Annotated in this window: 10 protein-coding genes; 3 read left to right on the forward strand and 7 right to left on the reverse strand. The window is 43.4% G+C overall.

The annotated features are described in order from the left end of the window. Positions 1 to 3 precede the first annotated feature (3 nt). The 5 genes from RRG12_RS18595 to RRG12_RS18615 form a co-directional block, all read right to left on the reverse strand. A complete protein-coding gene (locus tag RRG12_RS18595; RefSeq protein WP_420760293.1) occupies positions 4 to 2,949 on the reverse strand; it encodes a lamin tail domain-containing protein in 2,946 nt (981 codons plus the stop codon). A 325-nt stretch (positions 2,950 to 3,274) separates the two neighbouring features. Continuing rightward, positions 3,275 to 4,132: a lysophospholipid acyltransferase family protein gene (locus tag RRG12_RS18600; RefSeq protein WP_069070810.1), complete on the reverse strand. Its 858-nt coding sequence runs from the start codon at positions 4,130 to 4,132 to the stop codon at positions 3,275 to 3,277. Positions 4,133 to 4,466: 334 nt separating this feature from the next. Beyond that, a complete protein-coding gene (locus RRG12_RS18605) occupies positions 4,467 to 5,414 on the reverse strand; it encodes an IS5 family transposase (protein WP_420758163.1) in 948 nt (315 codons plus the stop codon). Between the two features lie 133 nt (positions 5,415 to 5,547). Further along, positions 5,548 to 6,084 (reverse strand): hypothetical protein, encoded by a 537-nt coding sequence (locus RRG12_RS18610; protein ID WP_420760294.1) that lies wholly within the window; start codon positions 6,082 to 6,084, stop codon positions 5,548 to 5,550. 182 nt (positions 6,085 to 6,266) lie between these two features. After that, complete coding sequence (locus RRG12_RS18615) at positions 6,267 to 7,703, reverse strand: carotenoid oxygenase family protein (RefSeq protein ID WP_420760295.1); 1,437 nt, start codon at positions 7,701 to 7,703, stop codon at positions 6,267 to 6,269. Between the two features lie 312 nt (positions 7,704 to 8,015). Between RRG12_RS18615 and RRG12_RS18620 the strand changes: the two genes are divergently transcribed. Both RRG12_RS18620 and RRG12_RS18625 read left to right on the forward strand, forming a co-directional pair. Beyond that, positions 8,016 to 9,569: a YcjF family protein gene (locus tag RRG12_RS18620; RefSeq protein ID WP_420760296.1), complete on the forward strand. Its 1,554-nt coding sequence runs from the start codon at positions 8,016 to 8,018 to the stop codon at positions 9,567 to 9,569. Between the two features lie 606 nt (positions 9,570 to 10,175). Beyond that, a complete protein-coding gene (locus tag RRG12_RS18625) occupies positions 10,176 to 11,969 on the forward strand; it encodes a protein kinase domain-containing protein (RefSeq protein ID WP_420760297.1) in 1,794 nt (597 codons plus the stop codon). Between the two features lie 88 nt (positions 11,970 to 12,057). On the opposite strand, the gene RRG12_RS18630 is transcribed toward RRG12_RS18625, so the two are convergent. Beyond that, complete coding sequence (locus tag RRG12_RS18630) at positions 12,058 to 12,837, reverse strand: class II glutamine amidotransferase (protein ID WP_420760298.1); 780 nt, start codon at positions 12,835 to 12,837, stop codon at positions 12,058 to 12,060. A gap of 229 nt (positions 12,838 to 13,066) precedes the next feature. Continuing rightward, positions 13,067 to 13,585: a 5-(carboxyamino)imidazole ribonucleotide mutase gene (gene purE, locus RRG12_RS18635; RefSeq protein ID WP_069070804.1), complete on the reverse strand. Its 519-nt coding sequence runs from the start codon at positions 13,583 to 13,585 to the stop codon at positions 13,067 to 13,069. Positions 13,586 to 13,737: 152 nt separating this feature from the next. Here purE and nagA point away from each other — a divergent pair, with 152 nt between their 5' ends. Then, positions 13,738 to 14,901, forward strand: a complete 1,164-nt coding sequence (gene nagA / locus RRG12_RS18640; protein WP_420760299.1) for an N-acetylglucosamine-6-phosphate deacetylase — start codon at positions 13,738 to 13,740, stop codon at positions 14,899 to 14,901. Positions 14,902 to 15,209 lie beyond the last annotated feature (308 nt).

A 15,209-nucleotide genomic window follows, 5' to 3' on the forward strand; every position in this document is an offset into this window, starting at 1 on the left:
TTCTTATTTCACCCTGGCGCGGAAGCGGACAAAACCGTAAAAATCTTTGGCTAAATTAGGTAAATCTGGACTCCGCGTGATGCTTACCACCACAGCTCCATTGGTGTTAGCACCACAGTATGATGGTGCTGGTTCATTAGCAGCATAAAAGCGTCCGCGATCGCTTGCATCCTCTATATTGGTGAGGTAAACTGTGGGACTGCTAGAACCAAGGGCAAGGGCAATACCTTGATCTGCGACTGTTAAACCACCATCACCAGGAGTATTACCATTAAACGCAGTGGAAATAAAAGTAGTACTGCTAGGTACTAAGTCGCAGAATTTAACGTTAGTAGCATTACTTGGGCCCTGGGAGAGGAAGTAGATAGTGTATTCCAACTCATCTCCTGGTTTGACGGTTCCAGCATTGATCAATCCCCGCAGGTAGCCAGCCGGCCATGTAATATAGTTATCATCAGAGGCGAATGGTTCTGGGACATAATTAGCAGCAGTAATAGCAACGTTACTCAGACCATCGACAATATCGGTTAAATCTTGGTTATTGATGCGGGTGATGCGTTTTACTAACAAAAGCTTTGCATTCACAGCAGTAGCACCATTATTACTTTCCCCAACACTAGTAACACGATTAGCTATAGTATCAGTGTCTCTAGTTGGTAAGTAGTTTGGACATCGTGTGCTAGAGTTTCCACTGGTGGTTGCTTCCCAGCAAGCACTAACATTAGTATCCTGGCCATTGGGGGTCAAGCTGATAGATTGTCCATTGCTAGCCCCAATTAAGGAAGACTGATATGTGTTGTCCCAAAGATTGAGAACACTTGCAGGAGGTGTATTAACCTCATTACCACTGCCATAGGCGATATAGTCAATAATTTTATTCTGATTATCGTACAACCAGATATCATCACCGGAGTTATTGAGTTTGGGAGTCTGTCCCAACCAAGCTTGGAAAGATGCTGCTGTGGCTTGATGGTTGGCGTTGTTATCCCCAATCCAAATCACAGCATATTGCCCCGGTTGTAAAGTTGTGCCGTTAGGAAATGTATAAGTAAAGCCGTTAGTACTATCATTATCATTAGCCGTCAGGTGTCCGTCTGCCAACTTCAAACCACTCAAATCTACAGGCGATGAAGATGGATTATACAGTTCAATAAACTCATCATTAGTATTAGTCGCAGTACCAGTTTCACTATACAAAACTTCGTTGATCATAATTTTGCCAGCGCTGGGTGAAACTATATCAATGATGTTCAATGGAGTTGGTGCAGTTTGACCAGGATAATAAGTCCATAAATCCAGCCCTTTGGTATCTCCAAAAGAGCCGTTGCATGATGTCCCAGCATTACCAGCGTTACCATTCTGACCAAATTTCCGGTCATTACTGGCGGTGTCAAAACCATTAAGTGGGTCGCTGAAGGCTGGGTTTGGTGGATTAATTCCACAGAGTACTTGACCAGAAGTACCGATTTGAGTACCAGCGATAGTTTTATAACCGCGATCGTCGTAAAATCCTCTACTGTTGCCTATGGGGTTAGTAGCATTCAGCATTGTAATGGTAGGGCCACCAGTAAAATTGTTTTCCGCATCAAGCAAAGGAAAGTGATATTCGCCTCCATAAGTTCTGACACGAACTTTGTAATCACTGCCAACCGGGAAAAAATTGCCACTGTTATCTTTACCATCCCAACTAATCGCTTGCTGTCCCGTTGTAGCCATAATCCCTCGCATAAGACGGTTTTGGGAGTTGCTGGGATCAAAATTGCTGCCGTCTCGGCTGATAATGAGTTCGTAAGTGCCTGTGACGTTGCTATCAAAGGATAAAGTACCGCCCGTACCGAAAGAACTGTTATTTCCGACAACTGTACCGTTGAATTGTAAGTTACTAATAATAGGAATAATTGGGCTAATGGGAGTACCAGTTCCTTCTAAAGTGCCATCTCGTTTGTAACGGTCAACGTATGGAAGCACGTTGGTGTCGATGGAGTTGAAAAAGGTAGCGTATTGGGGACGAGCCAAGCTAACGCCACCTTGGGGATTTGCCAGCTGACTATCCGCCCCTAGTATATCGTGATACAAGGGTGATATCCCGTCACTGTCAAAAAAGCCAGTTTGATTACCATAGAGAACGAATCCATTCGGATCTGTGCCTCTGAGTTCTACTTTATATCGGAATCCATCTGTGGTTATTGGATAGACCGGGAAGTTGAGATATCGACCGTTATTACCAGTAAATAAAGCTAGATAATAGCTAAATAACCGCCCGTTAAAGTCAGTTGTTGAAGTTTGATCGCTACTTCGTACCGTTACATCCCAAGCTGCAACACTAGTTCTTTGTTGATCGTTAAAGTTGTTCCCACTACTCAAATCAATCTCACCTGTGGGAGCGCCATTAACGGAAGAGTTACCTCCATCCGGCCCATAAAAAACTATGTCATAAACTCCAGTGGATGGAGCCTGGTAGTAGCAGGGAATATAGCCGTTGGGATTACCTCCGCCAGAAATAGCACGGGGACCATTTAACTCCTGTTGGCGAGTTGAGATAAAGCCCCGCCCAGCTTGAGAAGTACACACAAAATCTGCTGTGCCGGGAACAGTTTCACTGCCAATACTTCCACTGACACGACCGGGGTTGTAAACGCGCACATTACCACTATTTACCCCAACTGCGCTGGAACCCAAAAGAATATACTCATCTTTATTGGCATAGACTTTTAGCAAAGTTCGTCGCAGCACAAGACCGCCATAAGTATCAGTACGCCACTCTAGGTTAGCTCTACTACTGCCGGCTGGGGCAGTACTAGGATACAGGGTACGACTACCTTCAGCTTGAGCAGCTTGTATGCCAAAACTCAGGGTGCAAAGTGAGAGAGCAAGGCTACTTAGTAGTTTTTTATAACGGTTGAGGGGGTTGTGATTGACCGCTAAAAGACATTTTAACAGTAGACTCATTTATGCTTCACTAGCTCCTGATTTTAATTGAATGAGTGCAATGCCTGTGACAAGGCACTCTGTCTCTACGCAATACTGTATTCACCGAGTAAGGCAAAAGTTAAAAGGCGATCGCTTACTTTTAGGTTGCCCAATATATCTGAGAACCTACCATCTTGATTTACATTCACTGTGGTGTAGTTTACCCGCCGTAAGCATCGCTAAGACGGGCACAGCATTGCTGTGCCCGTCTGGTATGGTCTATTTACCTGAAAATGGCCTTGAGAGTAAGACGCTGCGTGAAGGGCTTTTGTTTTGCAGTAGGCAGACTAAATTATATGTATCATCATAGAGAATTGGCTTTAGCAGTTAGCTTCACTAAGTTATCTAACTCTTGCTGCATCTGACTAACAACTAATTCATAACATTCATTGACATAGTGGCGATCGCTAGCTGCTTCAGGGCCGTAGCGTTCAAATACAATTGGCGGACAAACCCGTGTGTACATGGGCACAGGTAATGGAATGTTGGGCAAAGGGCCAATTGCTAATCCCCAAGGTAGTCCAAGATAGATCGGAAAAACTTCCGGATCAATCCCCAACAGCCAAGGCATCCCCCACTCGTGGAGTTGCTGCACAACTTTGTAAATGTCAGCAAGCACAATTAGCGTATCGTGAGCGCCCCAGGAAATCACAGGCACAATCGGCACATTTTCCCGTAACGCTAACTTGATAAATCCTTGCCGCCCTGCAAAGTAGATTTTGTTACGTAAATAACAGGGTCGAAACACATCTTCGGCTCCACCTGGATAAACTAGCACACTAGCTCCAGAGTGCAAGGCGGTATAAGCCATTTTCGGATGGGCAATGATTGCTCCTGCCTTGGCAGCCAGTTGCGCTAGTGGCGGACTAACCTGCCAAGCTTTGGGATGCATCAAGCCATAAATGGGTTGCTCCACACCAAATCGGCGGAACCAGTCGTACATCACCATTGCCATGTCGGGTGCAGCGAGTCCCCCATTGTGCGAACCGACAAATAGAACTTTTTGTTGGGGTGGAATGTTATCCCAGCCACTAGTTTGAACTCGGAAATAGTAGTGATACAAAAAGCCAAACAGGGGCATCAGAGATTCTATGAACTTTGGATCTCGCTCATCCAAAGACCAACCGGGTTTTTTGTTTAAGAGATGTTGCTTTTTTGACATCGATGCATTTTAACAGGATTGGCAAAGGTCAAACAATCCTTTGTAGGTATAATTAGTTTTGCTCTATGCACAAAACCTGATTCCTCTAAAGATTTTATTAAAGAAGGCAGGAGGCAGGAGGGAAACCGCCCGACGCTCATTCGCCCTTGGGAGATATCAAAACTGTTGGTGTTAAATGCATTGTACTATGTTGTACTATAAGGATTGATTTACCTTAATTGCGATCGCATAAATCATTGCCACATCACGGCGATTACAGCGCTTCCGGCTATTATGCAAGGCTTTGTTGCATGAAACAGAAAAAAGGCACACCAACTCTTAGCAGAGTTAGTAATTATTTTTCCACTTTGTAGCTATCTGGCTTGCCTAACTGAATCATGCGATTAAGTGCAGCACATTGCAGAAATAACTCAACAGCTTGATTGTCAAAAAAGCGTCGTCTTAGCTTACCCCCAAAAATAATTTTTAGTCGAAACATAGCTGTTTCAGACAAAGAACGTCGATGATATCTACTTTCTTGCTTCCATTGCTGGCGACCAATTTGATGTATCCGACGCAAATTTTCATCTCTTTGATGTGGAGGCAGTTCAGAGTTATGAGGCTGTTGAATCTGAGCGTTACTGCGAGGTGGAATCACTGCTTTGGCTTGGCGTTGAGTGATTGTGTCGTAACTTTTGTTTGTGTCATAACCGCCATCACCAGATACTTGTTCAATATTGGAGTCAATCTGCTCCAACAAGTCGGGTAGTACCTCGCAATCAGCTACATCATTAGTAGTCACCACCGCAGCCAAAATCTCTCCGCTTCCTTGATCAACTCCCAGATGCAACTTCCGCCACGTCCGTCGTTTACCTACCCCATGTGTGCGAACTTTCCATTCTCCTTCACCATACACTTTTACCCCAGTTGAATCCACTACAACATGGATTGCGTCATCCTTTGGGATTACGGGCAGTTCCACCGATAAATTGCTCAAACGACGGCATAGGGTGGAGTGATCTGGTACCTTCAACTCAATTCCCATCAAGATAAACAGTGATTCTAGAAATCCTTCCGTCTGCCGCCCTGCTAAGTTAAATACCGATTGTACAGTTCCCATCGTAGCGATCGCCACGTCACTGTAATAGTTGGAGGCTCCTTTCCGTCCTGTTTTCTTTTCGTTGCGCCACTGTTCGATTACTTCTTCACTCACCCAGAAAGTCAGGCTCCCTCGCTGCTTGAGCGCCGCATCATATTCCTGCCAGTTACGGACTCTGTAGTTAGTTTTGGCTTTCGTCTTCATAGTCCAACTAAGAAACTAGGAGGGGATTAGTAGAGGTAGGAAGGAATAAGTAAAATTTACCATTTTTCTCTATTCATGCAACAACGCCATTATGCAATACAGTTTTTCTCCTTGCCCTCTCGTATCAAAGCTTTCAGATTTGGGGATGTACCTCATAGCTGCCGTAAGTGCTGTATTTTGGTGATGAGGATGGAGTAATTGCTGGTTTTGAACGCTGTTGCTGGTAAAAACCCACAACTTTTTGAAGATATGCAGCAGTAAATCCGCTATTGCAGCCTGTATAGTTACCAGTCATCCACCAACAACCGACGCCACGCACAGCGGCGGTTTCATTATTGCTGCTGGCGATAAACTGCTTATTTAACTCTCGGCGGGTGATACAGGATATAACTTGGCGTGCTGTCGCAGGGCTGTTTTCAAACTGCGTCGGCGTTAGTTCTTTTTTGAGACAATGTTTCGACCAGCCTTTTAAGGTTTCTGGTTTAACTTGCCACTCACTGTAAAGTCCATCATTTGCAATGCCGGTCTGCGGTGCAGCTAGTCGCAGCGCCTCTACCATCGCCGCGACTTGGGCATCAGAAACCTGTTGTTGTGCTTGAGCCAACAATGATGACAATCCAAAACTGACAATCACTCCGCTAAGTAGTAATCCTATGGGGTTTTTCCTCATGATTTTGGAATTATTTTTATATACCAGTATGTAGGATACTACGTTTTTACACTTAGCAATTCTCAAAGATTAGATTGAATTGGGCATTGGGCATGGGGCATTGGGCATGGGGCATTGGGCATGGGAAAGAGGCAGAGGAGAAAATTCTTCTCCCCTGCTCCCCTGCTTGATTCCCCAAATTGTTATGCTGGGTTCCAAGTACCGTGAAAGCTGTGGGGAATGACGCTAGGTAATCCTAGTTTGCAAACGGGTTCTGCATCCAGGCGATCGCAATCAAAGATCCAAACTTCACTACTATGAGAATTACCATCGTATACAACGGTTAGCAGCCAGCCTTGTTCAGGGTTTTGGGCATCTTGGGCGTGGATGGGTTCTGAAGGATAGCGGTTTTCTCCTAAGTCGGCTTCGGTGAGGGTTTCGGTTTTGTAGTCGAAGCGGGCGATCGCACTGAAGGATTCTTTGTCTGTATCTGTTCTTTGGGGCATTAATGATATGTAAGTATAGCGCCAAGGTTGCCCAACTTGCGATCGCTGCACTACAGGAAATTCACACTTGCGGTTGACAACTTCCTGTGTTTCTGTAACTTTACCAGTTTGGGGGTTGAGATGTACTTGCCACAATGTTCCTTTAGTAACTGTGTGTGTCTCACCACTGGCAAATTCTCTGAGATATTCATTAGTTTGGTGAAAATCTGAATATCGCACCATGTCCAGAATCACCGAACCGTCTTGATCTTCATAGCCATTGCCAAAATGCCAATTAAACCAAGGATCGGTTTCGCCACGACTAACTAAGGATAAGTTTTCGCGGTCAAATATTAACACCTGGGTTCCTAATTGAGGTTCCCACAACAGAGATTCACTAAAGGTATTCAGACCTAGCATCATTGACAGCATTTTCATCCGCATCGGTGGCATGAAAAACACCAGATATCTTTGAGTTAAAACAAAATCATGCATTATAGAGTAGCGATCTAGCTTAAAAGCAGCTTTTTGGATAATTTTGCCAGAAGCATCGCTTTTATAGAGATTCAGTTGTACAGAACTTCCGATACTGATTCCAAAGTTAAAAATCTCGCCTGTTTGTGAATCACGCTTGTAATGAGCAGAATAAGGTAATCCGTTATCTAAAGCGCCTAAATCATCCAATCCCTTCGTTTCTAAAGTTTGCAAATCAAGGGCATAAGGATTGGTTGCTTCCCATAAAGCCAACAATTTATCAGGTAAAGCCAACACTGAAGTATTGGCTGCATTTTTGATCTGTTGACCCCAGCGCTTCCAAATCGGCCCTGGCGTATGCATCCCATAGACACCATAAAGAAACCTATCGGCTTGAGTTTCAGCTTGATATTCTGCTGTTTGCACATAGCGATAGATTCCACTGGCTCCTGCATCCGTGAAATGGACGCCGAGAATTGCCCCATCTCCATCAAACCAGTGTCCCACACGCTCACCACCGCGTTCTAGGCGTGCGGGGCCATTGCGGTAAAGTGTGCCACGCAAACCATCTGGAATTTTGCCAGAAAGAATCGACAGTTGAGTAAGAGGAAATTCTTTTGCCGGTTCTGCGATCGCATTAGCCCAAGCTTTTTTTGTTGACTGTTTGCTTATGGTATGCATTTTAAAATATTGCCTGATACATTGATGTACACAGTTACATATATTTATTGTTGCAATTTTTAATCAGGAGTCAGAATTCAGAATCCTGCCTCCTGCCTCCTGCCTTCTGCCTCCTGCCTCACTGCCTCACTGCCTTCTGCCTCCTGCCTCACTGCCTCCTGCCTTCTGCCTCCTGCCTTCTGACTCCTGCCTTCTGCCTCCTGCCTCCTGCCTCCTGCCTCCTGCCTCCTTCCTACGACTCTGGTAAAAAATGCTGAAACTATTAAGATTAGAAGCATCTGCCTACTGAATATTTACTAATCTTTCCCAGCCATGCCTCTGTCACGCATAGTAACGCTGATTGTCGGTCTGATCGTCATTTTGGGGCTAGCCCTGTGGCTAATTGATTCCCTATCACGGCTCTACTGGCAATTATCCTATTCGCCTTTGCTAGGCAATTTGCTGCTGTTACTGCTGATTGTCCTCATTGGAGCCTTAGTTGCAGCTTTTGTTTATTATGTATTGGTGATTCAATCTGGGGAAAAGCGATCGCGCCGTAACCCTAAACGAGTGACTGCGGCACAAATTCCTGCTGGTAAATCTGATGCTGCTTCTACAACTCTCCAAGCTGTGCGCCAACAGGTAGCGCAAATTCAAGATGAAGTAACACGCCAAGCTTTATTAAGTAAATCACGAGAGATTGAAGCCAATCTAGCACGGGGTGAAATTCAAGTAGTGGTATTTGGTACGGGAAGCGCTGGTAAAACTTCCCTGGTAAATGCGATCATGGGACGCATGGTCGGTCAAGTGGATGCACCGATGGGTACAACCCAGGTTGGGGAAACTTATTGCCTGCGGTTGAAGGGATTAGAACGCAAGATTTTAATTACAGATACGCCAGGAATTTTAGAAGCGGGTGTAGCGGGAACGGAACGCGAACAAATGGCGCGAGAACTGGCAACAGAAGCAGATTTACTGTTGTTTGTGGTAGATAATGATTTACGACGCTCAGAATATGAGCCGCTACGGGGGTTGGCAGAAATTGGGAAGCGATCGCTTTTGGTTCTCAACAAAACCGATTTATATACAGATGAAGATAAAGAATCCATCCTCGCTAGGTTGCGTCAACGGGTACGGGGATTTATTGCTACTAATGATGTGGTAGCGATCGCTGCGAATCCCCAACCTGCACAACTAGAAACTGGCGAAACCTTTCAGCCGGAACCAGATATTGTTCCTTTACTGCGGCGCACCGCTGCTGTTTTACGCGCCGAGGGTGAAGATTTGGTGGCGGATAACATTCTTTTACAATCTCTGCGATTGGGAGACGAGGCGCGAAAACTCATTGATGGCCAGCGTCGCCGTCAAGCTGACAAAATCGTGGAACGGTTTCAATGGATTGGTGCTGGTGTAGTATCAGTGACACCTATACCAGTCGTAGATTTATTGGCGACAGCCGCAGTCAACGCTCAAATGGTTGTAGAAATTGGCAGAGTGTACGGCTGTGAATTGAATATGGAACGGGGACGAGAGTTAGCACTTTCTTTAGCGAAAACTATTGCCAGTTTAGGTATTGTTAAGGGAGCAATTCAATTATTATCTACAGCTTTGCAACTCAATGTTGCTACCTTTCTGGTTGGTAGAGCCATTCAAGGCGTGACAGCAGCTTATTTAACACGAATTGCTGGTAAAAGTTTCATTGAATATTTTCGTCATGACCAAGACTGGGGTGATGGTGGAATGACTGAAGTTGTGCAGAAACAGTTTCAAATTAATCGCAGAGATGAATTTATTAAAGCTTTTATTCAAGAAGCGATCGCACGAGTAGTGAAACCTTTACAAGATAAATCTGAAGTAGTTGAACACGATGAAGAAATCAATAGTTAAACAATTAAAAAATCAATGTACTTACTATTATTAGGCAATAGAATTCGCTACTACACAAACCAAGTCTACGAGGGTGGAAAGCGTGAAAAATCAAGGGCTTTTAACCCACGGAGGTGGGTTTTGTCTGTATACCCGTGACTTCCAGTCGCCAGAACTGTAATAAATTAGATAGATTTTTCAAACAACCTCTTAGACAGATTCAGAATTTTAATCAAATATTATATAGGACTCCTATTTAATTTTTGAACAAGACTCAGTACTGATCTATGCTTTCTTTCCTGTTCCCTATTCCCTATTCCCTACCCACGCAAGTAAATTCAGGAATCAAACCGGATTCCTATATTTGATTACGCAAAAATACTGAGAAATTAAACTTGCATTCAAGGCAATACTTTTCGGTTAAAAGGGAAAGGGAAAGGGTTTGAATTTACCTTTACCCGCAAGTCCATTAACCTTTCCTTAGAGCAAAAGAGAGATTGTTGGGTTTATCCGAAAAGTATTGGTATTCAAGGTATCAAAACTCTCATTATTTATTTCTCAAGCATTCCGGAAACAGGAGGGAATGTCAGAAAAACTAAATAAAAGAACTTACTGAGTAACCAGGTCATGACCCACCACATAATCGGTAAATTACTACAAGGGCGTTACCAAATTGTCCAAAGCCTTGGTGCAGGGGTGTTTGGACAAACATACATTGCTGTTGACGTAGATTATCCAGAGAATCCCAAATGCGTTGTTAAACAGATTAAGGTTAGCAGTTCCGAATCCGGCTATTTGGATATGTTGAGGTTAATGTTTTTGACTGAAACTGAAACCCTCAAGCTTTTGGGAAGCCATCAGCAAATTCCTGAATTCATTGCTTGCTTTGAAGAAAACGAGCGATTTTATTTAGTGCAAGAGCTTATAGAAGGACATGCGCTGACTGCGGAATTGCCTATTGATCAACATTGGGGGTGTCTGTGGAGTGAAAAGGAAGTTGTAGAATTCCTGATAGATGTCTTAGGTATTCTAGAATTTGTTCACTCTCAAGGTGTGATTCATTGCGATATCAAACCAGAAAACTTAATCAGACGTACTAGCGATGCCAATGGCAACGATAAAGCTGTACGCAAGTTAGTTTTGATTGATTTTGGCTCAATCCAGTCTATCGATTTTGGCATAGGTGCGGAATTGCCTATTTATAGAATTCCCGTCACTTCATTGGGATATATACCGCCAGAGCAATTTATTGGACAAACACAGCCCAACAGTGATATTTATGCTTTGGGCATGATTGCCATCCAGGCTTTGACTGGGTTAGAACCATTACAATTAAAAGCTGATCCTTATACTAATGAAATTTTTTGGCGTTCTCAAAACACGCCAGTTAACGATTATCTAGCTGCTGTTCTCAGCCAAATGATCCGCTACAATTACCAAGACCGCTTTCAGTCTGCGGCTGAGGTGCTGCGGGTACTTAAACAAATAATCTGGGAAACTGAGCCATCACAAATATTAGAAACAGATGATAAATTTCCTCTAGAGGTGGCGATTGAGGATAATAATTCTCCAAACCCTGTATCTGGCAAATCATCCCCGTTATTCACAGGGATGAAAGTAGGACTGGCGGCTAATTCTTTATTAATGGGATTTGGTGTATATTCTTTAGTTAATACTGCACCTGCATATTCAGAAACAGACACTTTATATCAAGCGAAAAAAGAATATCAGGCTGGGGATTTACAAGAAGCGATCGCATTAGCGAAATCAATTCCCTCCCACAGCAATGTTTATCCAGAAGCACAAGCGACAATTGAAGAATGGCAACAGCAATGGCAAGTTGCTGCACAGCAACACCAAATAGCACAAATAGCTTTTCATGAGAGCAGATGGTCAGATGTTCTTCATGCTGCTGCTAAAGTTCCAGATATTTTATATTGGCAATCTAAAACAGATAAACTAGTTCAGAAAGCATACGTCAACATTGAAACACAGACGCAAGATTTATTAGCAAAAGCTTACGAAAGAGCAACTGAAAAAGATTTTTCTACTGCATTACAATATCTGCGGCAAATTCCTAAAGAAAGTTCTGCTGGTGCTTTAGTTCAAGACAAGTTAGCTGAATACAATCGAAAGCGGCAGATCAGAGCAGCTTACTTTTTACAAAAAGCTTACAAGAAAGCATCTATTGGTGATTTTAATCGGGCTGTAAAATTTCTCCGAAATATTCCCCAAGATACTCTGGTTTATGCTCAAGCTCAAATCAAATTGAATGAGTATACTCAAAAGCAACGTGTCCTGGCTGACAATCAAAAGGTAGCTTCTACAAAAAGAACAAATTCATCCATCCCTAAAAATTCAGCTACTAGAATTGAATATTTTCAGGGAGTAAATTACCTGCAAGAGGTTAATATTCGTTAGTTATAAATATGAAAAACAAAACCCATCTAGAAAGTATCTAAATGGGAAAATCTGGTTAATTTTGGAATTTGCTAACAGGATAAGATTCTTAACTGAGTGCATATTTCAGAGGTAATCCGTCCTGAAAAACTAGTAATTCTCCCGGTTGAATTTGTGTCCAAACTTCGTTGTCAGTGAGGGGAGTAGTAGCAATGACAGCGACGCGATCGCGTTCAGTAGTCACTTCTCGAAAATCTACGGTCATATCTTGGTCAATTAAATGGGCAGCCGCAAAGGGCGCTTGGCGAACAATGTAGCTGAGTTTAGTTGAGCAATAAGCAAAAAAGTGTTCTCCATCTGATAATAGGTAATTAAATATACCCAATTTTGCAATTACAGCAGTAATTTCTCGCAGCACAGAGTACAGTTCCTTTATGTCAGGCTTACCTTTAGGAAAACGCGATCGCAATGTTTCTAGCATCATACAGAATGCTTTTTCACTATCGGTATCACCTACGGCTTGATAAAAGCCCAAATTTTCTGGATCAAAATCTGGCAAATTACCATTGTGGGCAAACACCCAATATTGACCCCATAATTCTCTGCGGAAAGGATGGCAGTTGTGTAGGGCAATTTCACCCTGAGTAGCTTTGCGGATATGGGCTATGACATGGGTTGAGTGAATGGGATAATTCCGCACAAACTCAGCTACCGGAGAAGCAACAGAAGGTTGAGCGTCTAAAAACATTCGACATCCCTTTCCCTCAAAGAAAGCAATGCCCCAACCATCGCTATGATCATCCGTTTTTCCTCCCCGTGCAGAAAACCCTTCAAAAGAAAAGCAAATATCCGTTGGAACATTGCAATTCATTCCGAGCAATTGGCACATTAGCTCTCAATTTTTGACTAAGGTCTCAGGATCAAGATACTTCAGAATGCTGCATTGATTCTGGAGCGATCGCTTCAATCTTGGAATTTCGTGGGCATTGGGCATGGGGCATTGGGCATGGGGCATTGGGCATGGCTCAAGAATCAATCAATAGTTCTTCTTCCCCTGCTCCCTCATCCCCCTGTTGTGCTGTTAAGATTTCTTACCGAATTACGAATTACGAATTACCTTAAAGCATTTGCTGTAAATATTGCTCATAGCCTAGTTGTTCTAGTTTTGCTTGCTTTGCAATTACTGATTCACATAGGGTTTGGCGATATTGTTGCACTTTTGCTAACAATTCTGGTTGGTGAGTTGCGAGGATTTGTACTGCTAAAAGTCCGGCATTTTTGGCATTACCAATCGCCACTGTCGCCACAGGAATACCAGCAGGCATCTGTAAAATAGAATACAAAGAATCCACACCTTGTAAATTCCGGGTGGGTACAGGAACACCGATCACAGGAAGGGGAGTTAAAGACGCTACCATTCCAGGGAGATGGGCAGCACCACCAGCGCCAGCAATAATTACCTTAATACCGCGTTGGTGTGCAAGTTGAGCATATTGCACCATGCGTTCTGGGGTACGATGAGCAGAAACGATCGCCACTTCGCTCTCTACGCCAAATTCTTCACAAACTGCGATCGCATCTTTCATAGTGGGCAAATCGGAATCGCTGCCCATGATAATACCAACTAAGGGAGTCATAATAATTCAAAATTCAAAATTCAAAATTATTTGAGCTAGCTTATGGAAGCTAGGTAATGCCGATAATCATCTCATCTATTGGCGTTGTTTGAATTGATTTATTGAGATTGGTTGCATTTAAAATCAGATTTAGCTATCTTCTCGTCAGTGTGATGACCCAAGCAACACAAAATCCTGTAGATATTATCAATGCTAGAGTGCCTGGTTACAAAGATTTGCAGATGCTCTTGGTTAACCAAGAGGGCATAATTGAGCAAATTTTACCAATGGGTACGGTAGGGATACACGGATGTGTGTCCCTACTAAATGTAGGAGGTGACTGGATTTCTCTAGGCGGCGTTGATTTGCAAATTAACGGTGCGTTGGGTTTGGCATTTCCTGATTTGACGGCTGAAAATGCTCATATACTCCAGAAAATAACGAAATTTTTGTGGGATGTCGGGGTAGATGGATTTTTGCCGACACTTGTAACAACTTCAGTAGAAAAGATTCAGCGATCGCTTGCAGTCATTGCTGATATTATCCCCAGTCAACAAGCAGGTGCCAAGATTCTCGGAGTACATTTAGAAGGCCCATTTTTGAATTTTCAAAAGCGCGGCGCACACCCGGCAGAGTACTTGTTACCCTTAACAATTGATGAGGTAAAGCGGGTTTTGGGAGATTATGCCCACGTTGTGAAAGTTATCACCTTAGCGCCGGAGTTAGATCCCACAGGTAAAGTTATTCCATATTTGCGTTCTTTGGGGATTACCGTTAGTTTAGGACATTCTCAGGCAACATTTGCCCAAGCGCAACTTGCTTTTGAACTCGGTGCAACGATGGTAACTCATGCTTTCAATGCCATGCCACCATTACATCACCGTGAACCAGGATTATTAGGGGCAGCAATTACCCATCCTGATGTGATGTGTGGTTTTATTGCTGATGGTGAACACGTTTCGCCGACGATGCTGCAAATTTTACTCCGTGCTAGCTATCAAGAAAAAGGGCTGTTTCTTGTGAGTGATGCCCTTTCACCTCTGGGACTACCCGATGGGGTATATCCTTGGGACAGTCGGCAAATTGAAGTTAAAAATGGTACGGCGCGACTGGCCGATGGCACTTTATCGGGGACGACTTTACCCTTATTAGTGGGAGTGCAGAATTTGGTTAAGTGGGGAATTTGTGATGTGGAGACTGCCATTTTATTGGCTACAGATGCACCTAGACAAGCGATTGGTTTGCCTGGAATTGTCAAGAATCAACCCGCTAATTTATTACGTTGGCATTTGGATGAAGTGACACAAGAACTAACTTGGCAACGATTATTGGGGTAAATTCAAACCCAATACTTCTCGGTTAATCACTTTTAACTCGGAATCTGGTTTGGGGAAAAGGTTAAAGGTTAAAGGTTAAGGGGTAAAGGTTTTTTCTTTTCCCTTTCCCATTCCTCTTTCCCTCAAAACCCGACAAGTATTGCAGTAGAACCAGCCCTTTCAAGGTGTCTGTTTTTAGGTATTATTTTTGGGATAGAATTTTAGCTGTAGAAACATGGGGTCGTCTGGAAGGACGAGCAGCTAGGACAACAGAAAGGATATTGTAGGAAACCAAGGCAACGCAAAAATTTATGTAATAGGTAGGGAAC

The sequence above is a fragment of the Nostoc sp. CALU 546 genome (assembly GCF_048836525.1).